The organism is Luxibacter massiliensis (genome assembly GCF_900604355.1).
GTDB classification, from domain to species: Bacteria; Bacillota; Clostridia; order Lachnospirales; family Lachnospiraceae; genus Luxibacter; species Luxibacter massiliensis.
The window spans coordinates 587,806-612,816 of sequence record NZ_UWOE01000001.1 but is presented as its reverse complement, the minus strand read 5'-3'; the positions used below and the strand labels follow the sequence as shown (position 1 = coordinate 612,816).

20 protein-coding genes are annotated in these 25,011 nt (G+C 39.7%); 2 read left to right on the top strand and 18 right to left on the bottom strand.

Annotated elements, in window-relative coordinates:
- Positions 1–44 precede the first annotated feature (44 nt).
- The 6 genes from EFA47_RS03045 to EFA47_RS20110 all read right to left on the bottom strand — a co-directional run bounded on the left by EFA47_RS03045 (position 45) and on the right by EFA47_RS20110 (position 7,323).
- Positions 45–965 (bottom strand): tocopherol cyclase family protein, encoded by a 921-nt coding sequence (locus tag EFA47_RS03045; RefSeq protein ID WP_122641956.1) that lies wholly within the window; start codon positions 963–965, stop codon positions 45–47.
- A 24-nt stretch (positions 966–989) separates the two neighbouring features.
- On the bottom strand, positions 990–2,447 hold the full coding sequence (locus EFA47_RS03040; protein WP_122641955.1) for an FAD-dependent oxidoreductase: 1,458 nt from the start codon (positions 2,445–2,447) through the stop codon (positions 990–992).
- 136 nt (positions 2,448–2,583) lie between these two features.
- The gene (gene pflA / locus EFA47_RS03035; RefSeq protein ID WP_122641954.1) at positions 2,584–3,330 is read right to left on the bottom strand and encodes a pyruvate formate-lyase-activating protein; all 747 of its coding nucleotides are present in this window, start codon (positions 3,328–3,330) and stop codon (positions 2,584–2,586) included.
- Between the two features lie 176 nt (positions 3,331–3,506).
- Positions 3,507–5,759: a formate C-acetyltransferase gene (pflB, locus tag EFA47_RS03030; protein WP_122641953.1), complete on the bottom strand. Its 2,253-nt coding sequence runs from the start codon at positions 5,757–5,759 to the stop codon at positions 3,507–3,509.
- A 166-nt stretch (positions 5,760–5,925) separates the two neighbouring features.
- Positions 5,926–7,074, bottom strand: coding sequence for a L,D-transpeptidase family protein (locus tag EFA47_RS03025; protein ID WP_235853198.1), 1,149 nt, complete (start codon positions 7,072–7,074; stop codon positions 5,926–5,928).
- A 30-nt stretch (positions 7,075–7,104) separates the two neighbouring features.
- The gene (locus EFA47_RS20110) at positions 7,105–7,323 is read right to left on the bottom strand and encodes a hypothetical protein (protein ID WP_235853197.1); all 219 of its coding nucleotides are present in this window, start codon (positions 7,321–7,323) and stop codon (positions 7,105–7,107) included.
- A 366-nt stretch (positions 7,324–7,689) separates the two neighbouring features.
- Between EFA47_RS20110 and EFA47_RS03020 the strand changes: the two genes are divergently transcribed.
- Complete coding sequence (locus EFA47_RS03020) at positions 7,690–8,184, top strand: GNAT family N-acetyltransferase (RefSeq protein WP_122641952.1); 495 nt, start codon at positions 7,690–7,692, stop codon at positions 8,182–8,184.
- 90 nt (positions 8,185–8,274) lie between these two features.
- On the opposite strand, the gene EFA47_RS03015 is transcribed toward EFA47_RS03020, so the two are convergent.
- The 5 genes from EFA47_RS03015 to EFA47_RS02995 form a co-directional block, all read right to left on the bottom strand.
- Positions 8,275–10,551, bottom strand: a complete 2,277-nt coding sequence (locus EFA47_RS03015) for a xanthine dehydrogenase family protein molybdopterin-binding subunit (protein ID WP_122641951.1) — start codon at positions 10,549–10,551, stop codon at positions 8,275–8,277.
- The gene (locus tag EFA47_RS03010) at positions 10,548–11,012 is read right to left on the bottom strand and encodes a (2Fe-2S)-binding protein (protein WP_122641950.1); all 465 of its coding nucleotides are present in this window, start codon (positions 11,010–11,012) and stop codon (positions 10,548–10,550) included. The genes EFA47_RS03015 and EFA47_RS03010 overlap by 4 nt, the downstream gene beginning before the upstream one ends.
- Position 11,013: 1 nt before the next feature.
- Complete coding sequence (locus EFA47_RS03005) at positions 11,014–11,817, bottom strand: FAD binding domain-containing protein (protein ID WP_122641949.1); 804 nt, start codon at positions 11,815–11,817, stop codon at positions 11,014–11,016.
- A gap of 43 nt (positions 11,818–11,860) precedes the next feature.
- Positions 11,861–14,644, bottom strand: a complete 2,784-nt coding sequence (locus tag EFA47_RS03000; RefSeq protein WP_122641948.1) for a translation factor GTPase family protein — start codon at positions 14,642–14,644, stop codon at positions 11,861–11,863.
- Between the two features lie 398 nt (positions 14,645–15,042).
- A complete protein-coding gene (locus tag EFA47_RS02995) occupies positions 15,043–15,765 on the bottom strand; it encodes a LytR/AlgR family response regulator transcription factor (RefSeq protein ID WP_122641947.1) in 723 nt (240 codons plus the stop codon).
- 350 nt (positions 15,766–16,115) lie between these two features.
- Between EFA47_RS02995 and EFA47_RS02990 the strand changes: the two genes are divergently transcribed.
- Positions 16,116–16,889, top strand: a complete 774-nt coding sequence (locus tag EFA47_RS02990; protein ID WP_122641946.1) for a MerR family transcriptional regulator — start codon at positions 16,116–16,118, stop codon at positions 16,887–16,889.
- 78 nt (positions 16,890–16,967) lie between these two features.
- On the opposite strand, the gene rplK is transcribed toward EFA47_RS02990, so the two are convergent.
- The 7 genes from rplK to EFA47_RS02955 form a co-directional block, all read right to left on the bottom strand.
- A complete protein-coding gene (gene rplK, locus EFA47_RS02985; RefSeq protein WP_122641945.1) occupies positions 16,968–17,396 on the bottom strand; it encodes a 50S ribosomal protein L11 in 429 nt (142 codons plus the stop codon).
- 664 nt (positions 17,397–18,060) lie between these two features.
- Entirely contained in the window at positions 18,061–18,816 is a 756-nt protein-coding gene (locus EFA47_RS02980; protein ID WP_206215507.1) for an SDR family NAD(P)-dependent oxidoreductase, read from the bottom strand.
- 3 nt (positions 18,817–18,819) lie between these two features.
- Entirely contained in the window at positions 18,820–19,572 is a 753-nt protein-coding gene (locus tag EFA47_RS02975; protein WP_122641944.1) for an SAM-dependent methyltransferase, read from the bottom strand.
- A 51-nt stretch (positions 19,573–19,623) separates the two neighbouring features.
- On the bottom strand, positions 19,624–20,496 hold the full coding sequence (locus EFA47_RS02970) for a hypothetical protein (protein ID WP_122641943.1): 873 nt from the start codon (positions 20,494–20,496) through the stop codon (positions 19,624–19,626).
- 144 nt (positions 20,497–20,640) lie between these two features.
- A complete protein-coding gene (locus tag EFA47_RS02965) occupies positions 20,641–21,534 on the bottom strand; it encodes a lantibiotic dehydratase C-terminal domain-containing protein (protein ID WP_122641942.1) in 894 nt (297 codons plus the stop codon).
- A complete protein-coding gene (locus EFA47_RS02960; RefSeq protein ID WP_164689909.1) occupies positions 21,534–22,436 on the bottom strand; it encodes an alpha/beta fold hydrolase in 903 nt (300 codons plus the stop codon). Before EFA47_RS02960 ends, EFA47_RS02965 begins: the two co-directional genes overlap by 1 nt.
- Before the next feature lie 10 nt (positions 22,437–22,446).
- Entirely contained in the window at positions 22,447–25,008 is a 2,562-nt protein-coding gene (locus EFA47_RS02955) for a lantibiotic dehydratase (RefSeq protein WP_122641940.1), read from the bottom strand.
- Between the last annotated feature and the right edge of the window lie 3 nt (positions 25,009–25,011).

Genomic DNA, 25,011 nt, shown 5'->3' with positions numbered 1-25,011 from the left:
TCAGTATAACAGTAAAGCCTCCTTGTGTACACCCTGAAAGCATATTAAATTACCTGCTCAAAGGATGCCTGGCTGGAGATAAAATCAAATATCTCTTTTCCGTTTTCCCAAAGCTGGTACCGCACTGGGCAGGCAGGATTCTCCTTAATCATCCGGCTCATCACCCCTCTGTGAGGTGCATGAAGGGCAAACCCCTTTTCCTCTGTCCTGCAGATCCTAAGCATATATTTATCTTGCCTGACCGTCATGACGCCTTTCCCGTAATCTAGGATCCGTCCGCCGCGGTATGTTGCCAGCCTGTATTCCCGGCCTCTGTAGTGGATAGCACAAATACACCCTTTTAGGGGAACCCCAAGAATTGGGACATCAGCCACAGCCGCCATAATGCTATTTTGGCAGGCAGCCCCAAACCCACACTGGCTCCATAAATATGTCCGGGGAAAGGATTCTCCCCAGTCTGACTCGACATACCCATATCCTCCGCTAAATACAGCTTTTTCCCCATTGATTTCCAGGCTGCCTGCCAGACTGTGGGACATACTTAAAATGCCATGGCTGCATTGAAGGAAGGGAAAAAATCTAAAAAATCCCATAATATCCCCATTGATTCCGTGGAATTCCCCAAAACGCAATTTTCCCCTAATCCTGGCTCCCTGGGAATGTCTGCTTCCAGATATAGGCTTTCCGCCTGACAGATCCACAGAAATTCCTTTTTCCGAAAATATATTTCCCCCTATATTTACATAAAAGTGGCTTCTGTTTATTTTGCACGCCTCTATAGGATACTCAAAATTCCATGCACCATGATCCTCAATGACCTGAATAGAGGCAGTCCACCTTCCCCGGGCATCTGCGTGTACAGCGGGAATAAATGCGATTGTCCTGCCTTTACTCTGATGCTTTAAATACCAGCCCTCAAAATAAGGGTAGTGCTTTCCTATGCCATGAAAATATTCTTTATTCATCTCCCTATCCTCTTTCTATACTATTTACCGCTTCAGTACCCTGCATGGAATATCCTCCTGGGAGGGTTCATCCAGCCGCCTGCCCCTGTAATCGAAACGGGAGCCATGGCAAGGGCAGTCCCAGCTTTTCTCTGCATTGTTCCACTTAAGCAGGCAGCCTAAATGTGGGCACCTGGCCGGCACCATATAAACATTTCCCGATGGCTCTTTGTACACTCCGTACTTTCTGCCCTTATATCCAACCACTGCACCTTGCCCTGGATGCAATGGCTTGATTTTGTCTCGTGGTATCCACATTGCCTGCCTGAAAAATCCTGCAGCTGCATATCCTATATTTTCAAAGAAATTTCCTACTGAGGCCGAAATATTAAGCCGTTGGGGAGAAAATACATCTCCATAGGTGCATTCCCTGCCACAAATATAACTGCTGATGATCATAGCCGAAACCATAGATCCTGTCATGCCCCATTTCCCAAATCCAGTTGCCACATACCAATTTGGCCGTATACGGCTGAAACGTCCAATATAAGGGATTCCATCCAGGGACATACAGTCTTGCGCAGACCAGCAGGCGGCTTCCTCACATCCAGGCCAGTACAAATCGGCCATACGCCCTAAATATTCATAAGGACTTTCTGCAGGCTGCTGTCCCGTCCTGCCTCCTCCGCCTCCAAGCAGCAAGTAGTCCCCCATATTCCGAAAGGAAAGTCCATCTCTATCTATCCCATAATACATGCCGTCCAGGGCCTCGGCATTTTTTACAGCCATGACATAGCTTCTCTCCTGGTGCATCCTCATAAAGTAGTAACCCGGCACATTTACAAAAGGATAATGGCATGCAAATACTATATTCTGTGCTTTGACCGTTCCTTTATCTGTCAGCACATGTTTGTTTTTCACATGCTTTACCTTTGTATGTTCATATACCTGCAAATCCTCCGCAATCTTGTAAAGAAATTTTAAAGGATGAAAACAAGCCTGCCCGCTAAACTCTAACACGCCCTTAACCGGAAAGGGGAGTCTGGCTGACTCCTTATATTTTACAGGCAGTCCAAGCCTTCTGGCCGCCTCATACTCCCTGCAAAGCGCCCTTGTATTTTCTGTTGTGTACAGACAGGCCGGGCAGTCCTGCCACTGGCAGTCTATACCATACTTTTCAGCCAGAATTCTGTATCTCTCTATGGCCTCCTGATTCGCCCCTGCATACTGCCCTGCCATCTTACTACCTACACTTTGGAGCAGCCTGTCATAAATCATGCCATGCTGGGAAGTAATCTTTGCTGTCGTATGGCCCGTCTGCCCTCCCCCGATTCTGCCTGCCTCCAGTACCACACAGGACACTCCCGCCTGCTCTAGCATATGGGCTGTCAGGATTCCTGCCATTCCAGCCCCTATCACCACAGTATTCACACTGATATCTCCCGCCAGAGGTTCCCTTTCCCTGGCAGAAGCAGTCATATCCCATAAGGATTTTCTCACCATTTTGCTCACCTCCCAGATAGGATGTGCTGGACTGGGAAAATTATGCAGAATCATGGCCGGAATACATTTTTCAGAATATTCTGAAAATGGATGACAAAAGGGTCAGTCCCTTTTACAAAAGGGACTGACCCCACTATTAACCCCGCACCCCCAGAATTCTTTCTGCATTGGTAATGCGTTCTTCTGTCGGCGGCTCTACTCCCTCCAATGGATACTCCATCCCCAGTTCTTTCCATTTATATGCCCCAAGGGTATGGTATGGGAGTACTTCCACTTTCTCAACATTATTTAATGTTTGGATAAAACGGCTAAGCCTAACCAGATATTCGTCTTTGTCACTTAAACCCGGAACCAGCACATGCCTTATCCATACCGGTTTCTTTATGTCTGACAGGTATTTGGCCATCTCTAAAATATTTGTATTACGGCACCCTGTCAATTCCCGGTGTTTTTCGTTATCAATATGCTTTATATCCAAAAGTATTAAATCTGTATATTTCATCAAGTTCTGAAACTTTCCCCAGAATGGTTCCTCATACGTAAATGGATTTCCACTTGTGTCCAACACTGTATGGATTCCTTCGGCCTTGGCCAAAGCAAAAAACTCTGTCAAAAAATCTATCTGCAGAAGCGGCTCGCCTCCGCTTACAGTAATGCCTCCTTTTGCCCCCCAATAGGCCCGGTATTTTTTCGCCTGGGCAAGCAGCTCTTCCGCCGTATATAGAGAGCCGGCCTTCATATTCCAGGTATCAGGATTATGGCAGAACTGGCACCTCATAGCACAGCCGCCCATAAAAACTAAAAACCGTACTCCGGGGCCGTCTACAGAACCAAAGCTTTCCAGAGAATGAATATACCCTCTCCTATCTTTTTCCTCCGTCATTATTTCCCTCCTAATTCACAGACCGCATGGAAAGGGGAACCCTTATCCCATACCTGGCTATCCGGCAGACATCCACTCCTGTTAAGAGATCATATCTGCCAGGAGAAGGTATACTTAAAGGATCCCCCTACTGCTCTTATCCGCTGTTATATCTCTGCTGCTTTCCCTGATTCCGGCTACATACTTGCATGGCAGGTTCTGGAAATCACATCCATCTGCTGCTCCCGGGTAAGGTCAATAAACTTAACTGCATAGCCAGAAACACGGATCGTAAAGTTTGCGTACTCCTCTTTCTCCGGGTGTTCCATTGCATCAATCAGCTTTTCTTTCCCAAAAACGTTCACATTCAGATGATGGGCCCCCTGATCAAAATAGCCGTCCAGCACATGAGTGAGATTATCAATACGCTCCTGCCCATCATGTCCCAGAGCTCCTGGATTAATTGTCTGGGTATTAGAAATACCGTCCAATGCCTCCTCATAGGGCAGCTTCGCAACAGAATTCAAAGATGCCAGCAAACCATTCTTTTCTGCGCCGTAGGATGGATTCGCTCCTGGCGCCAGCGGCTCCCCTGCCTTTCTTCCATCTGGAAGCGATCCCGTTGCTTTCCCATATACTACATTAGATGTGATTGTCAGGATAGATGTTGTAGGCTCAGAATTTCTATAAGTATGGCATTTCTTTAATTTTCCCATAAATGTTTTCAAAAGCCATACTGCAATCTCGTCGGCCCGGTCATCGTCATTGCCATATCTGGGGAAATCCCCTTCCGTCTCATAGTCCACGGCAAGCCCACTCTCATCGCGGATTACTTTTACCTTAGCATATTTTATAGCGCTCAGTGAGTCAACTACATGAGAAAATCCTGCGATCCCTGTTGCAAAGGTTCTTCTCACATCTGTGTCGATGAGAGCCATCTCTGCAGCCTCATAGTAATACTTGTCATGCATATAATGGATCATATTTAGCGTATCTACATATAATTTGGACAGCCAATCCATCATCTTGTCATATTTGTCCATCACCTCATCAAAGTCCAGATATTCAGAAGTAACTGGTTTATAAGCAGGCCCTACCTGCTCTCCTGTCCTGCTGTCCACACCGCCATTGACTGCATACAGCAGGCATTTTGCTAAATTGGCCCGGGCCCCAAAGAACTGGATTTCCTTACCTGTCTGGGTAGCAGACACACAGCAGCAGATAGAATAATCATCTCCCCAAACCGGGCGCATGACATCATCATTTTCATACTGAATGGAACTTGTGGTAATAGAAATATGTGAGGCATACTTCTTAAATGTCTCTGGCAGGCGGGAGGAATACAGAACTGTAAGGTTCGGTTCTGGAGACGGCCCCATATTCTCAAGGGTGTGAAGGAACCGGAAGTCATTCTTTGTCACCATAGACCGCCCATCCTGTCCCAGTCCAGCTACCTCTAATGTGGCCCAAACGGGATCGCCTGAAAAAAGTTCATTGTAAGAAGGTATTCTAGCAAATTTCACCATCCTGAACTTCATAACAATATGGTCAATCAACTCCTGTGCCTGTTCCTCTGTAAGGATACCCCTATCCATATCTCTCTGGATGTAAATATCCAGGAAAGTAGAAATCCGGCCCACACTCATGGCAGCCCCATTCTGTGTTTTAATTGCCGCCAAGTATCCAAAATACAGCCATTGAACTGCTTCTGCAGCATCTTTTGCTGGTTTTGAGATATCATATCCATAAACAGCTGCCATTTCCTTCATTCCATGGAGCGCTTTCAGCTGGTCGGCCACCTCTTCCCTGAGCCTAAAGTCCGTACCTTTCATCCCATGACGTTCTGTCTCATCGAAATCTTCCATCTTCTTTTCGATTAAATGGTCCACCCCATAAAGTGCCACACGGCGGTAATCTCCCACAATCCTTCCTCTTCCGTAAGTATCTGGAAGTCCTGTAATAATCTTATTATGCCGCGCACGCTTCATCTCAGGTGTATAAATATCAAAAACTCCCTGGTTATGGGTCTTGTGATATTTTGTAAAAATATCGTGCAGTTCTTTGCTGGGTTCATATCCGTAAGTCCTGCATGCCTGCTCCGCCATATTGATTCCGCCATATGGCATGAATGCTCTTTTCAAAGGTTTATCTGTCTGGAGTCCCACTACCTTTTCCAGGTCCTTCATCCCTTCGTCAATATAACCGGGGCCATACGCAGTCAGGCCGGATACAACCTCAGTCTCCATATCCAGGACTCCGCCTTTGGCCCGCTCCTCTTTCTGGAGTTCTTTTAGTCTCCCCCACAATTTCTTTGTAGCCTCAGAAGGTTCTGCCAGGAAACTTTCATTGCCGTCATATACTGTATAATTATTCTGGATAAAGTCCCGGACATTTACATCGTCTTTCCAGAGCCTGCCTTTAAAACCTTCCCATTGTTCATACTGTGCCATTTTATATCATCCTCCTTGTGGTGAAATCAGGTATATCTTTTTTACACGCACAGTATATCATCACATAATAGAAAAAACAAGATTTTAATTGATAATAGATATCATTACTCTCATTGTACCCAATTTTATACAATGCCGTATACTCCAAGGCCACACCTTAGATATTCTAATAGTGCATGACAACAGGGGTATCGGCTGAAATCATACTATACAGGGAGCCTGCCATATCCAGAGGCATATTGATACAGCCGTGGGATCCAATACTCCAATACAGGTCTCCCCCAAACGCAGGCTGCCATGTAGCATCGTGGAAACCTACCCCTCCCCAGGTCACCTGCATCCAGTAGGACACAGGCGTCCTGTATTCCGGCTTTCCTGTTTCCGGCACAATATTCCCCACTAAAGTTGTATCCAGTGACATAAGTAAAATATCATAAACCCCGGCAGGAGTAGAATGTTCATAAGGTTTCCCCGTGACAACCGGAGTCTCCAGCATCACATTCCCCTCAGAAATATACCACATATACTGTGCACTTAAATCCACCTCAATATACGTAGTCCCCCAGTCCTGCTCTCCATGCACAGCCGCTCTCTGCTCATATACAGGTTCCTTTGTGACAGTTTCCCCGGCTTTTATGGAAGCAATCAGGGCTTCCGCCTCTGTAGCTTCATCAATGGCCCAGCCATATGTCCCGCCGCTCACCTCCGCCACTTTCCCCGCAGGGGTTGTCAACGTCCTTGTTTTATTCAGGCTTTCATATTTTGCCGCAAATTCAGCCATATATGCACGCACCATATCCTCCTGAAATACAACATTCATGTTTTCGTCACAAGAAAGCCAAGTGGAGATCAGGCTCTTATCTACCACATCCTTCTGAGGGGGCATATCATATGTGATATTAGCATTACAATATTGGTTCATCACATCACATGCCGCTTTTACTTCACTGGACTCAGAAGTGAACGCAGGCCTCTGGTAGCACCCCTCGTCTTCCAGATCCAAATCTGCCTGAAGATTTTGAACCTTTTCTTTTACTTTAGCCTTCATTTGTTCCTGGTTTACTTTCGTCCCAAGTACTTCCGGCCGTACCACAAACCTGTCGCCGTCAAATTCAGGCCTCGCATTTTCGGGATCTGTTTTCCCTTCGTTTTTGTAACAGTCCAAAGCCTCTATCTTTTGATTCAGCAACACTTCATCTATGTCGACCCCTGTCTTGATTGTAATATTATTTTCCTTCCCGAACATAGACGGCCACAAAAAAGCATTCTGCTTTTCCAGCGCCCCCTTTAGCTCCCCGCTCTTTTTATATCTCATAGAAAGCTCTTTCCCCGCTATGTTCTCTTCCTACCCTTCCTTCGTGCGGATAGTCATCACATATTCCCCCACCTGCTCTTCAAAGTACCCCTCTGCCTCTTTTATCGTTTTCATAGAAAAATTAATCCCGTTTATTTCCGTTCCATAATAAAAGTGTGACATAAAGTAAACAGAAACCGCTAAGTAAATACATAGCAGAGAACCCGCCAGGATCCCCAGTACAAGTATCAGTATTTTTCTGCCTTTCATTGTCAGTGCCCTCCTCATAAGTAATCTATCCCTGCAATTCCCACCTGATTTCCCAGGATATACTTCTATCTTACATTAAATAGACGGATTTTCAAGCATAAAGGACTCATATTTTCATTATTTTATCTAATTGCCTAACGATTTATTTCCATATAAAATAGAAGTATACCCTCCTGCCAAACATATGCATACTTCTAACCCTCATAGTGGGTTTATTTACCAGGCAGATCGTTCTAATGCAGTCCACATTTACTTGAGAACACATCACGGGCACGGCATTTTCTTTTTCTCTGTTCTGCCTCCCTATGAATAAGGCGGGATATAACTACAAAATAATATTTATTATGTTGAAAGGTGATTTTAACTATGCAGATTAGAAAATCAACTCTGGCTGATCTGGACACGATTTTAAAAATGTACGAAGATGCCAGATCATTTATGGCAGTCCACGGCAATCCTTTACAGTGGGGTAATTCCTACCCTCCAAAAGCACTGGTGGCCCAGGATATTGAGGAAGGAAACAGCTATGTCTGCCAGGACAGCGGCAAGATTGCGGCAACTTTTTATTACAGAGAAGGCCGGGATGATACCTATGCAAAAATCTATGAAGGCCAATGGCTGGATGATTCCCCCTATGGAGCCGTACATAGAATCACCTCCAACGGCGCCCTAAAAGGAGCCGCCTCTTTCTGTATCGCCTGGGCACTCAGGCAATGCGGGAACTTAAGGATTGATACCCACAGAGATAATATAGTTATGCAGCACCTGCTGGATAAGAATGGATTTTCATATTGCGGGATTATTTATGTGGCAGACGGGAGCCAGCGGCTGGCCTATCAGAAGAAACTTTTGCAGAATTAAGAATACCTTTTTAAATGTATAAGGACTGATGCCAGATGTATTTTTACATTCTGCATCAGTCCTTTTTCCTGCGCGCCCAGCTCTATTATGCTATTTCCCTTTAAGGCCCCAGAATATTTTTTCTACTGTGGCAGGCAATTCACGGATCTGGACGCCTGTTGCATTCCAGATTGCATTTGTAATAGCAGGCGGGGGCGTATTAATCACAATCTCCCCTATAGATTTTGCTCCAAAGGGGCCTGTCGGTTCATAGCTGCTCTCAAATTCTACCCGGATAGCGCCTACATCCAGGCGGCTCGGAATTTTATACTGCATAAAGGAATTGCTGTAATTCTTTCCCTTTTTACTGTACACAATATCTTCATAGAGAGCCATGCCAATTCCCTGGGCAATCCCTCCTTCTGTCTGTACTCTGGCCAGGTTAGGATTTACAACAGTCCCGCAGTCAACCGCTGCCGCATAATCTATCAGTTCAATCCCTCCAGTCTCTGTATCTATCTCTACCTCTGCAATTCCCGCCATAAAAGGAGGAGGGGAAATAGGGGAGGTGAATGCCTCACTGGCATACAGTGCCTCCTCATTATTGCACATGGCCCGGTTCCCAATATCTGCCCTTGTAATACATTCCCCTGTTTTCAGGTTAATCACTTTGTCTCCGTCAAACTCCACATCCTCTGTATCACATCCCAGATACCTGGCCCCTGCCTGACAGATTTTCCCCCGCAATGTCTCACAGGTTTTCACCACAGCCATCCCTGTCACATAGGTGGTACTTGAAGCATAGGAGCCACAATCATAAGGGGAGGTATCTGTATCGACCCCATGCACCACAATATCCCCCATCTCACAGTCCAGGCATTCTGCAGCCATCTGGGCCAGAATCGTATCACAGCCTGTTCCCATGTCCGTGGCTCCGATCAAAAGGCTGTAAAATCCGTCATCATTGACTTTAAGGCTTACGGAAGCAGTATCCACTGCCGAAATCCCGGAACCCTGCATCGCCATGGCCACGCCGATGCCCCTGACTTTTCCATTCCCCATGTCCCTCCGGGGATATTTACTGTCCCAGCCAATCATCTCTTTGGCGCGTTTCAGGCAGCGGTCCAGGGCACAGCTATTAGCGGTCTCTCCGTAGTAAGCGGGCATCTGCTGGCCTTCCCTTACCATATTTTTCTCCCGGAGCACTGTAGGATCCATACCCAGCTTTCCCGCCAGTTCATTGACAGCCGACTCTACTGCAAAGATTCCCTGGGTTGCCCCATATCCCCGGTATGCCCCGGCAGACATTACATTGGTGTACACAACATCATATACAAACCTAAATGCCTCTGCCCTGCCATACAGAGGAATAGACTTATGCCCCGACAGGCCCACGGTTGTGGGGCCATGTTCCCCGAACGCCCCTGTATTGGACAGCGTATAGACATCGATTCCTTTAATAATCCCTTCACTGTCAGCGCCCACACGTACATGAACTTCCATTTCATGGCGTGGGGAAGAAGCAATAAAGGACTCTTCTCTTGTGTAGATAATCTTAGCCGGCTTGCCTGTCTTCCATGTCACCAGGGCCGGATACACTTCTGCCACCACAGTCTGTTTTGCGCCAAACCCCCCGCCGATTCTCGGTTTTAAAACCCGCACCTTGGACTTTGGTATATCCAGCGCCGTTGCCAGAATGCGCCGTACATGGAAGGGCACCTGTGTAGAAGAAACAATATTCAGCCGGCCATATGTGTCCAGATATGTAAAGGTACGGAACGTCTCCATCATCGCCTGCTGGTTCGCCTTTGTGTGGTAAACCCTGTCAACCACATGGGCACAGGCGGCAAGAACCGACTCAATGTCCCCTGAGGAATCCTCCTCATGGGCACAGAGGTTCCTCTTATTATCTGCGCCTACCGGGCACAGGCTCCTCCAATTATCCTCGGGATGTACAAGAATGGGATTATCCTTAGCTTTCCTGAAATCCAGCACCGGCTCAAGCACCTCGTACTTGACCTTAATCAATTTAAGCGCCCTGTCAACTGCTTCTTTGCTGGAACCCGCCACTACCGCGGCTGCATCCCCTGCAAACCGCATACGCTGATCCAGAATCAGCCTGTCATAAGGACTTGGCTCTGGATACGTCTGCCCTGCCATAGTAAAACGCTTATCAGGGCAGTCTTTATAAGTAAGGACACATTCAATTCCCGGCACTGCCTCAGCCCTGGACACTTGGATATCTTTTATCAGGGCGTGTGCATGGGGACTTCTGAGCACCTTTACGATCAGGCAGTCTGCAGGGGCAAGATCGTCTGTGTAAACGCCCTTCCCTGTCACCAGGGCTTCATAATCTACCTTTGGAACGGGTTGGTTCACAACTCTCATGCCTGCACCTCCTTCTTATGCTGGATATATTTCTCAATGGCACGCAGCTGCCCCATATAGCCTGTGCACCTACATAAATTGCCAGCCAGATAAGCCTTGATCTCTTCTTTGCCTGGACTCTCCAGCTCCCGCATCATGGCTAAGACATTCATAATGAATCCCGGAGAACAAAATCCACATTGTTCCGCCCCTTCATTTGCCAGAAACCTGCCAAACTCTTCCGCTTCCTCCTGTACGCCCTCCAGGGTGGTAATCTCTCTTCCCTCAGCGCTTGCCGCCAGGATGGAACAGGAAAGGCGGGATTTTCCGTCAATCCAGACAGTGCAAAGGCCGCAGTTTGTCGTTTCACAGCCACATTTCACACTATGGCACCCCAACTGGCGCAGTACATCCAGAAGAATTGTGTCTCCTTTTGCCTCAACTGATACTTGTTTCCCATTTAGAATAAATCCCACATCCATTTTACCGCCCCTCCTCTATCATAGAACGCATGGAGCGCAGAATCAAAATCTCTGCCAGTTCTCTGCGGTACTTCGCACTGCCACGCATGTTAGATCCATAATGAAAGCCGCCCGCCGCCTCTGCCGCATACGCCCTCAATTGCTGGTCTGTAATATCTCCGGGAATCTCCCACGGCTTTTCTAATATCTCCGCCTTCATCGGCCTGGCTCCTACGGAAAAATACCAGGTCTCCTTCCCATGGACAGGCCCGGCCACAACTGCACAGGCCAGCACCGGGAAATCTGTCTTTGTCTGCCGGATAGAGGAGTACCGGAGTTTCCTGTCACTCTTACGTATAATAATAGAAACAAGGATATCCTTATCCTTCTTCCGTTTTACAAATTCGGACAGGCGGATGGTCCCACCGTTATATAGTTCCACAAATGTATCCAGGGCCAGCAGGCAGGTCAGCACATCAGAAAACCCGAATCTCCCATAAATACTGCCTCCAACGGTAGCCTGGTTTCTGAACTGCACACCAACAATATGCCTTACCGATTCTGCCACCCCATCCCCATACATCATACGCAGGCCCTCATGAGCCTCCAGCTGCCTCAGAGTACACATAGCGCCTATTCTGAACACATGCTCTGTCTCTTCTATCTGATCCAGGCCCAGTCCAGATAAATCTATCACTGTATTAACCTTGGCATTTCCCAGCCTCATCCACATCATACCGCCCATAACCCTGGCATTTCTGGCCTGATTCAGTTCATAGGCTTCTTCCAGGGAATTGGCTCTCACATATTTATTTATCGTAAGCAAAATGCTTTCTCCTTCCTTTTCTTAAGTATGCCCGGAATATAAGCTATACGCCCTCCCCCAGACGCAGGCTTTCCAAAGATTCTGCAAGTTCTTCCCCGGCATAATCAAACAAATAATTTTTCCCCTCCTGGGTTCCCTGCAAGAACTCGCTCCTAATCTCCCTGAGCATAAGCTCTATCTCTTCCCTCAGCCCATCTGCAGAAACCCTCAGTGCTCCTTGGCCCAGAATAATCACCTGCTCCAGGGCATCTGATGTGGCTACAGTAACACTATACTTCCTGCCTATCCTGCGGACTGTTTTCTCAATATATTGATCCGCTGTCTCGGCCTCCTTTGTATAGACCACATGAATATTGTGATATTTCAACACTTCTCCTGGGTTCCCTTCTACCTTGTATGCATCGAACACAAGGATTACTGTACATTTTTTATATCCTTGGTAATTACATAAAATATCCATCAGTTTATCTCTGGCTGCCTCTATATTCGTATCGGCCAGCTGCTTAAGGTCATCCCACGCAAAAATAATATTATATCCGTCAACCAGAAGGTATTCCTCCTGGCCCTGCTTTCTCCGATCCCCAGTCCCACTTTTCATATTTCCATGCTCCCCATCCCCTGCGGCAGCCTGTACAGTGATTGGATGGGTATTCATATTCTTCTTCACTGGATCTGGAGTCCGCACATAGATGGCGTCCAACTCCTCCTGTGTCAGCTCTATCCTGGATACAGCGGCAGGCTGCCTGGCCTCAGGGCCCTGGCCGTCATACTCTGCACCTGCTAAAGGAAGACTGCTTTCCATATGCATGTATTCCTCTACCTGATCCCACTTTACAACAAATCCTGCCCCGTGGGCACAGAATACCGACCCTGTAGGATTCTCCAGGTCTGACTCTGAATCATATCCCATGATCTCTATAACTTCTTCCTGGTTATGGCAGGGTTCATACCCCTTCAGACTGCAGAACATCCTTCCCTGGCCTCCAGTATAAGAGAGTAATTCGGTCTGATAGCCGCTCATTTCTGATACAGGCGCCCTCCCATTGAGGATAGATAATTCCCCCTCCACAGAAGGCTGCCCAAAACTTCCCTGCATTTTCTGGATATCTGACATCGCTCTGCCTATATTGGCAGAAGGCACTTCCAGACGGAATTCATAATAAGGCTCCAGCACAATACTTTTTGCCTTTTTCAGTCCCTGCCTCACTGCCCGGTAGGTTGCCTGCCTGAAATCTCCGCCCTCCGTATGTTTCAGATGGGCCCTCCCGGAAACCAGTGTGATCTTCATATCCGTGACAGGCGAACCTGTCAGTACCCCTTTGTGTTCTTTTTCCTCCAAATGTGTAAGAATCAGATGCTGCCAGTTTCCATCCAGCATGTCTTCACTGCAGGCAGAGGTAAACTGCAGGCCTGTCCCAGGCTCCCCCGGCTCCAGCAGCAGATGCACCTCCGCATAATGGCGCAGAGGTTCAAAGTGCCCCACGCCTTCCACAGTATTTTGTATGGTTTCTTTATAAACAATATTACCAGGCCCAAACTCTACACGGATTCCAAACCTTTCCCATATGATTTCTTTTAAGATCTCAGTCTGTACCTCTCCCATCAACTGGGCATGTATCTCCCCCAACTTTTCTTCCCACACAATATGAAGCTGCGGCTCTTCCTCCTCCAGCTCCCTTAAATTCCCCAGCATTTTATGTACATCGCATCCTTCCGGCAGCTTAATCTGGTATGTAAGGACAGGCTCCAGCACAAACATATCCGTACTCTTTTCCCCTCCAAGGCCCTGTCCAGGATAGGTGGAGGCAGGCCCTGTCACAGCACAGATTCCCCCTGTCCCAACTTCCCTCACAGATTCATATTTGGCCCCAGAATAAATCCGGATCTCGTTTACCTTTTCCTCAATTCCAGGCAGGATATCCTTTACTTTAAGCATCCCGCCAGTTACCTTTAAATAAGTAAGCCTGATCCCATGCTCGTCCCTGGAAATTTTATATACCTTTGCCTTAAAGGGCCCTCTGCTTAAATCGAATACGCCCTCCTCTGTTTTACAGGCGCCCCCCTCACCCTTTATATAGGATTGATATGGAGTCCAGGTAAACTGCCTCATCCCTTCCAGCAGTTCTTCCACCCCTTCCGCCCGGAGTGCAGAGCCAAAGTAACAGGGGAATATTTTTCTCTCATAAATCCCGCTGGCTACAGATTCCCGGCATATATCCCCTGCCTCTAAATATTCCTCCAGCAGCCTCTCATCACACACTGCCAAGTTCTCCAACCACTCTGCATCCTTATAGTCCACATCCGAGGCTGAAGAAAAATCTATACACCCTTCATCCAGGCGCTTCTTCAGTTCCTTCATTATAGATTCCCGGCATGTTCCCTCCTGATCCATTTTATTAATAAAGAGGAATACCGGAATCCTGTACTGCCGTAAAAGCCTCCACAGAGTCACTGTATGTCCCTGTACACCGTCAGTGCCGCTGATTACAAGCACTGCATAATCCAACACCTGCAGGGTACGTTCCATTTCCGCCGAAAAATCAACGTGCCCGGGAGTATCTAACAAGGTTATTCCCAAATCCTTCCAGGAAAAAACCGCCTGTTTAGAAAATATGGTAATTCCCCGCGCACGCTCCAGCTCATAAGTATCCAGAAACGCATTTTTGTGATCCACCCGGCCGGGACTGCGGATACTCCCGCTTACATAAAGCATACCTTCTGACAATGTAGTTTTTCCTGCATCCACGTGGGCCAGAATGCCTATACATATATGTTTTGACGATTCTTCCTTCAATAGATTTTCTGTATTTTCAGACGTATCTTCCATAGAAAATACCCCTTTCTTTTCTATAATTATGTAAATATAATCATAGCACAGAAATGGACATAAGTCGACAAACCCTTATCTGCAAATCATATATAAAAATTTTTAGCTTCATTCTTGTGGATAAAATAATACCATTCATCACTCAGTATTTAAATAAAATATTCTCCATCTGTTTATGTGATTTGTGCTTAGGTATTTTGATATCCTTATATGTGATAGTAATTTCGGGGATTCCGTTTGCAAATACATTGTTTATCTGTGTTTCAATGCTTATATCTTCCAAAGTTTTATATGCATAGACTAATAAACCGTACATATATGATTTAATACTAATAGTCTTATTTGTATTTATAGAATTAATAGTAAGCTTCGTTTTTAGTATTTCAATTCAAGATTGATTAACTTAGTTCTCCTCCAATAAATGAACAATACTTATCTCGGATTTTCTTTTGTCTTTCATCACTAATTGGTAATACCTTTCCATTAAACAGCTCCAATTTTGTAAATCCCATACATTTTATATAAGTAAAGTTAACCAAATACGATTGATGGATTCTGAGAAAAACCATCTTAGAGTTGCGGAACCACTCCTCCACAACATTTAATTTTCCATAAAACCGATCTATTCTTGTCTCCATTACTAAATGAATAACCCTATTATCACTTTCAAAATACATAATCTCCTTAACTGGCACTCTATATATCTCTTTATTAAATTTGTATTGAAAAAAAATACTATTATCCATTATTTTTTGATATGCTTTTATAAAAGTGCTACAAAACCGTTCCCTATCTACAGGTTTATCTAAGAATCTGAACGGTTGTACCTCAAACAGTTGTTTTAAATAACTGTCATAACTAGACACATATATTAAAATTGTATCCAAATCTTTTTCTCTGATTTTTTTAGCTGCCGATATCCCATTAACTTCTTTCATCCGAATATCCAAATATATCATATCATATTTATTACCCAGTTCTATTGAATTACATAAGGTTTTCCCATCAAAAAAAATGTCTATGTCCATATCTATTTTATACAACGTTTCAATCTCTAATAATAATGCTTCTAGTTCAGCTGCCATATTAACATTGTCATCGCAAACGGCAATTTTAACCATTATAATCACCTAACCATCCCATGTTTCAAATTTTCAATTTTACTACACAATAGAAACATTTTGCTCTATTAAATAATAATCCTCACCTTTTCCTTGTCATTCAACACATTCCATTGGAATACCCCATTAATATTATAGAATAACTTTACTTGGCGCACTGATATACGTTGAAAATGTGCTTTTGCTCGTAACTTTTTATTTTCTCACGATTATAATAGAAAGAATAATACGTTTTTGTTTCAGTTTTTTCTTTCTTAACATATAACCCATATAATGAATTTTTTATGTATATATGTCATTTTATTGACAGGTTTTATTTTATCATATACAGTATATAGGGAGGTTATACGATGGAATATACAATCACAAAATTAGCAAAATTAGCTTGCATAAGTAGTCGGACATTGCGCTATTATGATGAAATAGGGTTATTAAAACCTTTAAATATCAATTCTTCTGGATATCGTATATACGGCGAGAAAGAACTCAAACGTTTACAGCAAATCCTTTTTCTGCGCCAATTTGGACTTGAACTAACTGCGATTTCTCAAATACTAAATTCTGATGGATTTAATATGATTGAAATGTTAAAAAGTCATTTATTATTACTAGAACAGCAAAAAAGAGAAATTGATACTATTATTGAAAATATACATAAAACCATTGAAAACGAGACTAATAACATTCCAATTCAGGATTATGAACGTTTTATAGGATTACAAAAGCGGTTTCGCGAAGGAGATTTTTCAAAATACCAAAATGAATTAGTCCGTTTATATTCAGCACAGCAATTAGATACATACAAAACCAAAACATCATCTATGACATTCTATGAAATATCTGAGATAAATGCTTTGGAAAGATATATTAAATATAATCTAGAAAAAATGATGAAAAATAAAACAGGGGTTCCTTCTCTATTAGCTCATGACACTTTTATCCGCCATAAAGAATGGTTGAGCTATATGCTTTCTCCCCTCACTCCCGAAATATACCTATCGATTGCCGAAAAATATGTTGCTGACACACGTTTCAAAGAATATTATGATATACATACTAATGGCTGTGCTCAGTTACTATTTGATATTATTACATATTATGTTAAAGAATCTATTTATAATTAAAATCATGAATTCACAAAAGGTAAAAGGACTGTAACACTACAGTCCTTTTACCTTTTTTACTTGAACAAATCCGCCTAATTAATCGTCTGTTACCTTAATCCCCATACTCTTTGCAGTTCCTTCTATCATAGACATTGCCGCCTCTAAACTCGCAGCCGTTAAATCTGGCATTTTAATTTCAGCAATGTCTTTTAATTGTGTCTTTGTGATGGTGCCGACAATATCTCTTTTAGTTGTTCCAGAACCTTTACTTATACGGGCTGCTTGCTTTAATAATGATGATGTGGGAGGGGTTTTTAATTGTATAGAATAAGTACAATCTTCATAAATCGTTAATTCCACTGGTATAATTGTTCCTACTTTATCTCTCGTCAAATCATTATATTCTTTACAAAATCCAGCTAAATTAATGCCTGTTGGACCTAACGACGTGCCCACCGGTGGAGCAGGTGTTGCCTTTCCTGCATTTAATTTTAATTTTACTACACGTTTAATTTTTTTTGCCATAACTAATTTCCTTTCTCTTTCCTCAATTTACTTATCCGCTTTTCCAAATCATTAATATATTAATTATTTTCTTTTTTCTGCTTTAATTGAGAAGGCAATTCATTTATCTAAGCATTAGATATAACAGACTTTTACAATTCAACTCTTGGTTTTTATCCTGTCTCTTATATATTAGAATCAGAACTACCTTTTTATATGTCTTTACTGAGAATTACAATAACCGGGTATATTCTTACTCCGATGATAGCACTCCCTGCTCCCCATAATATCTTAATGTTCTGGAATACACTCCTAGTAACTGGCAAATATCCTTATATAAATATACCATACACTGCCACATTCCTATTCATTGTAGTGTTTAGGACAACTCAACTATAAACCTTTACGCTACGTAAATGTCAATAGTGTTTTTATAATTTTATAAAATGTAATAGTTGATTCCCAATTGTAAGGTTAAATTTTTGTAACCGAACTAAATCTTACATGATATTCTGTGTGTGTTATGGATACCTCTATTCTAAAAACTAATTATGTAGTAATTTATGGCAAAGGTAAATTCTCTAAAACTGAAATAAGTCTTATAAATGCAGACATCAGGATATAAACAAAATTTACCTCTTCATTTAACGCTTCTAAATTCTTATTTTTCTCTAAATCCTTTCTTCTAATATATCGTATATCCACCATCAACCATTATATTTTCCCCAGTTATCATCTCATTACGTTCATCACATAAAAAGAGAACGGTTCTCGCTATATCAGATGATCTGGCATATCTATGTAAAGGTATGCGTGGCAAATAATCCATCTTTACAGAATGATTCAATAAAAAATCTTTGCTCTTTTCTGTCAATACGTAAGTCGGTGACACACAGTTAATTAATATATTATATTGAGCCAGTTCTAAAGCTGCTACTTTTGTAAGTCCTACCAGACCAAATTTACTTATGCAATATGGTGTCCTTAAGCCATTAGCTACTACGCCATGTTGTGACCCGATGCTCACGATCCGTCCATTCTTCCTATGTTCGATCATATTCTTCGCAATTCTCTGTGTTAAAAAAAACGTACCCTTTATATTGACATCAATCACATTATCCCAATCTTCTTCATTTATTTCTACTAAAGGCTTAAAAATATTATTCCCAGCACAATTAATTAAGATATCACATGTTTGTTTAACTCTTTGTATATCTTGTACACACATAAGGTCTAACTGCAAAATATCAATTATACCATCTCCTATCTTATCTAAACTACTCTTACTAATAAAAAGTTTCTCCTTTTTATCAGGATGATCACTCAATATCAGATCTGCCCCCCGCAAAAAAAATTCTTCAGCTATAGCAAATGCTATATCACTTGCCGCCCCTGAAATAAAAACTCTTCTTCCCAGAAAATTTCTATTGTTATCCATCATGCCCTACTTTCTCGCTATTACTTCACAATAACCTAATTTTTCCTGTGCTATCTCGACTAAATTCTGAATTTTAGTTGCCAATTTTGCATTTAAGCAGAATAAATATTCATCAGGCTTCCATACATCATATGTTGGTAAGACCTGAGCACTCCAATCCTCTATCTGTACTTCACTAAACCTACTTTCTGAAAGTATTTTTCTGTACTCTTCTATCCCAATATAATTACTCTGGATTAACTCAGCAATTAAATTTTTTTCGGCGGCGCTTAATATCTTATTTATATACCAATCAGTAAACACGAATTTCTTTTTGGGTTTAAGAGAGTTATAGACATTATTTATTACACATTTACGCTCCATATGCATAATACTCTCAATCGCATAAATACCATCAAAAAAAGAAGCTGGGAATTTCATCATACATGCATCCATTCTGTAAAATACTATTTTTCTATGAGATTTTTTCTGATATTCTATACAATCTGCCAGTTGCTTCTCTGATATATTAATTCCTATAACATTACAATTAATTATATTACCAATCTCATATGCAGCATTTCCTGAACCACACCCCACATCAAGTAATATATCGTTCTCCTTTACCTCTAAACTATTTGCTACCTTCTTTATGACTTTTTTCTGTGCTTGAATAATAGTATCATCATTTTTTTCATAATATCCAACATGATAGTCCTTAGTTGAATTTCTTTTCCATATATCATCTACGGAATTATAAAATCGCTCTACTTTCTTCATTTATTTTTCCCTCAAAATCCATAAATTGTATAATAACTAAATTTATATGTATCATTTAAAATTACTTATAATTTCTATAGCATTTAAACCATACATATCCTCTACTCCCCTGTAAATCAAATATGCGAGCAAATATCGATCAATATTTTTAACTCCTATTTTTTTGTTATACAAGTAGAAAAAAATTGTAAATAAACGGGAAGCTAAAAAGTCAAGATTTTCATTCATATATTTTCTAAATAGTAAATTATCATTAATAGTTAAATGAAATTTACTTCTAAGCAAAATATCTGGATTTCCTAAATTAGATTTATTGGGAAATTCTAATTTTCTTACCTCAAAACTTCTAATTGCCTGCATTTTCAATAAGGTTAATTCCTTTTCAATATTTTGCAAAATAGGCTTTTCATTGCCTTCTAAAATCTTTTTGACAATAGGCTTATAGATAGAATATCGTTCTTCAAACACCTCTTTTACTGATTTCATATCTACCCATCTAGTAAAAAATCCATTTACATGTGAAGCGAAGGATAGATATCCTCTTTCTATACAACCATAGTTCCACACAGCTGCTTCAATTAAAATATGTAATGCATGAACTAATTTCTCGGCATATGGTATTAAAACATTTTGTAATGCTATCCCGTTCATTATAAGATAGAAATTCATTAAAAATTTATTTCCTAATACCCCAAAATTATTTTCAGCTTCATTGAATTCACATTCAATAATTGTTCTTCCTAAATTATGTAAGTTAAAATTTTTTTCAAAATATATCACAGCTTCATTTTCGTTTTCAGAGATAACTCTATTAGTAAAAAAAAATTGATTATTTTTTATCCCACTTTCTCTTACTTTTTCTCCAATTCTGTATACTCCCTCATATATTTTAGCTTCATTTTCTTTTAATAATATTGCTTCCATTGTTCATCCTCCATGGTACATTACTTAACATTTTATATACTCCACATCCACTTTCTTTATAAGAGATACCAGTGTAACTGCACCTCCAAATCCCTTAGTAATTTATAATTTAACAATATCATGTCTCAAATCATCTCCATTAATTTATACACAATACTCTTTATCATTTTTTTGTAGATACTGCACCAAAAGTGCAACATATATTTCCTCATAAGGAGTAATTCCCAATCTATTATTATTAACATGAATGTAGTTAAAAATAATAGATAGATATTCACTAGAACAATTTATTAACCTTTTTTGCTGTTCTAATAACATAGATATTTTTAAATCCCATATGTCTTCATCAATATCTCTGTCATATCCCTCTATTTTTTCAAGAACCGATATAACCTTTTCACCTTCTATTACTATTTTATCTTCTAAATTTCTCCTAATTATATTAGACGATATACCGATATAGTCAGACCAAATTTTGATATAGACATTACATATATTTGTTTTATCATACTCTGTTACTAGTCGAATATATTTCATGAAACATATAATTGAATAAAAATATTTGAGCTCCTTAAATTTTCCTCTAGAAACTAGTCGTAAACTCATTTCACTCGATAAAACAAAAATCTTTTCTGAATTCTCAAGTACCAAACCAACTCCATACTTTAGTGTTTCTGGAATATAATTATCTTTTATAATACTTTTATTTACAAATATAGCATCTGGAATCTTTGCTTTTTCCCGCATTGCCAAAACTCGTTGTTGTTTTATAATCTCTTCCTTATCCCAAATTGTTATATTAATTTCTTCTACACTGTTAACTTGATCCTTGATTATTTTCTCAATACAAAACATTACTTCTTCTGGGCAATTAATTCTTAATCGAATATGTGGCCCACCTGACCAATAACGTATGAAAAACCATTCCAAATCATCGTCTATTTTTTTACAATTTTTTATAACTATTCTTAAATAGCTATTAATAAACTCATCCATATCACCATAATAATATATATTCCATTGATACCATTTTCTCATTAGATTCTCCCTATAAATGCCCTGATAATATGACTATATATCTCTGGCTGATCAATTTTAATCCAATGTTTACATTCATCAATATAGTGGCATTCACAACTATTACCAAGCCGCATAATAAAATCTTTTAGAATAGTAATATTTACCATTGTATCCTGCCTGCCAACTAATATTAAACACTTGTGTGATTTTAAATTTTCCACGTACTGCTGCCAAAAAAATGAATAATATTCTTTGCATAAGCGCTCACCTGTAATATAAGAATTTTTATGATATTTTTTGTAATTCCCATCCATACATTTTACATTATTTATTCTACTCATTGTTCCGGAATACATAATAAACGAATTTTTACTTTCGCCAACCTCTTCTTGTAACTCTAGCATAAACTTCTTTAAATCTCTTATAGTAGATATCTTCTTAATTTGTTCCAAATAGTTTTTACTTACTTTATATCCTTTTAATTCAGAAATTAGTTCTAACTGGTATTTAATAATACTTTTATTCGATTCCATTACATCGATTATAGGACTTTCAAAAATAACTTTTTTTACATAGCACCCATATCTTTGCACATATTTCATAGCGCAAAACGATCCGATGCAATGAGTCAGTATATTCCAAGACTTAATATTTAATTTTTTTCTGATTATCTCATAGTCTTCAATAATTTGTTCTATCCCCCACTGCTTCGTTTCCTCTATAGATTCAGAACGCCAAACACCATATTGCTCTGGTGCTATAATAAAAAACTCATTTTTGAAATATTCTTTTTGAAATTCCATTAAATCAATAACACCAATTCCTGGCTTCCCATGAATATAAAGTATAGGTTCTTTTTGGGGATCTCCAAATATTTCTACATATAGCTTATGCCCATTAATTAAATAATATTTTCCCATCATTGCACCTCTATTCAATAAGAAATTCCATTATCCTTCTTCCCTTACAAAAAGTATTATTTATATTGGGAAGTACTTCCTGAAGCATTACATTATGTTCACATTGACTTATTATTTTTATAAATGCTTTTTGATGAAAAAAACTTTTGAAATTAATATATTGTGGCTTTCTTAATTTTGTATTTTTAACTTCATTCATCCATTTTTCAAAATCAGATACTACATATTCTTCTTCAAATGAATCTAACACGCTAGATGCCTTAACAAATACTTCATTATTAATTCCTCTATGTCTCAATACATCTAAATTAGTAAAAAAATCCTCCATACTATCAATATTATTAAATTCCCCTGCTTTTACGCACCATGTTTTTCTGTCAATTATAATATTTTTATAAGATAGTCTAGGGAGAATACTTATATTTGTCTTTCCTTTTTGCTCACATATTACTTTACTCCAAAAAGAGTATTCCACACCATTTGCTCTAGAAAATAGTGATAAGAAAGAGTACATTTGGGGGGCAATCATGGAAAAAAGAAAACCAAGTGGCACTATTTCAATTCTCTTATCACTTTTCTTTTCATATAATCCAATTAAATTATCGTTTAGATTTCTATGAACAACTATGTCATTTAATCGAATTTGCCGCACCCCCACATTGGGGCAAGATCTTGGATATGTAAATTCCGATTTCAAGACATTAGTATGCACATTAATATTTAATCCAAAGATTGCGTTTATATCCATCAAAATAACGCTATTTTTCTTTTCAAATTCTTGATACTGCTTCTCTATATATCGCTTTAATCCTCCCATATTATAATCCTGAAATAAATTTAAATACCTCGAAAAATGTCTATACATTCCAGGCCCCATTTTATTAATTATAAAGCTAACTTTATCATTTTCATGGATAGGTTGTACATACATAGAATATTGACTTTCATTTAATAATTCTTTAGGGATTCTATCGATTAAATTTTTCATCCAGCTCTGGTCAATAGATACCTCCTCCTTTTGTCCAGATTCAATTAATTGGAATAAATAATCATAAATCTCTTGCCTTAATTGATGAATATTATGATATAAATTTGTAGATTTAATTTTCCTCCATAATTCTAATTTATCTTCCTGACAATATTTCTTATAAAAATCAAATATGGATATATATTCACCCTTTTCTTCTTCATAGATCAATTGCAAGGCAATTTTTTGTAATATGCTGTCATCAAAAACTGACATGAATAATTTTATCTCTGAAAAGGTATTATTGTTATTTAAAATAGCCTTCTCTTCAATAGTTAAATCTACATTTTGAAATGCCATATCTTCAAAAACTGGTGTATACTTTTGCATGCCTTCTATCGAAAAGACATTCCATACTCTATCAGTTATTTCTCTGATTTTTATCATTTGTTTTAAAGATAAACTATTTTTATTTTGTATCTCAAGTAATTCGCGAAAAATACTATGGCATTCCCTTGCCACCTTACTTTGCATACATTTTGTAACTTTATATAATCTATTTAAATAATAATAATCTTGGTTTGGTGTCACTAAGTAATTTTGCAGCAAGCCAACATCTACAAGTTGCTTTATTATTTTTAAAACATTTGGTTTAGAAGTATTCCATTTTTCAAAAAATGAGCAACAAATTTCTTTATATGTATAAATGGTCTTTTTTGAATAAAGAGAAACTATATGCTCTACCACAATTCCCATATCAAAAACGTTAATGTTTTCAAATTCTCTAGTCAATTCTAAGCATTCGATATTTCTATTTATTAAATATGCTTTTCCGTTTTGGGATATAAGTGTGCTATTAATTGAAAAATAACTATTTATAAATCCTTCCTCTGTTTGAAGTATTTTATTCTCTATATATTTTAACAAGGAAATATTACATCGAATTGATTTTTTTAAAATGAAATTGTCATTATAATGATTCATTGTCCCTGTACTTCCATATGATACACCAGCAAAACTAGCAAACGGACTTGGTTTATATGCCATACGGCTAATATAATTAGTTAGTGATATCTCAGTATTCTTAAGTTTTCTACTTGTTATTTCCTCCTGCTTTGTATACTCTAGCATTCTATTATATAAATCAAAATTAGCTACCAATAGTCCTTCTATAAACTCGTTATTAACAGTACAGAAACTTTTAATTTTTTTCCTTATACAACGAATTTCATTTTTAAAAATAATATTAAGCTTTTCTTTTTCAAGCTGCATATTATTTTGCATATCAATCCATTCGTTTATTAAGGATCCTATCTCCGATGGTAGTAACTGCAATAATTCATATTTTTTTACTTTTCGTGTACGTCTGTTGTGTATATCCCGCTTTATGTTTATGCATACTTTTTTTATATCTTGATCAGATATCTGTTGAATAAATAAGTATAATTTTTCTGTCAATTCATTCTCCAACAGCTGTAACTCCAATTCTTTTTGCTTATATTTTTTTCTGTATTCTAACGTTTTGAACATCGAGTAAAAATCCAATTCATCTAGTGTAATTCCAGCAATGCGAACCAAAAAAACCTTTCCCTTTTTATTATTCATAAT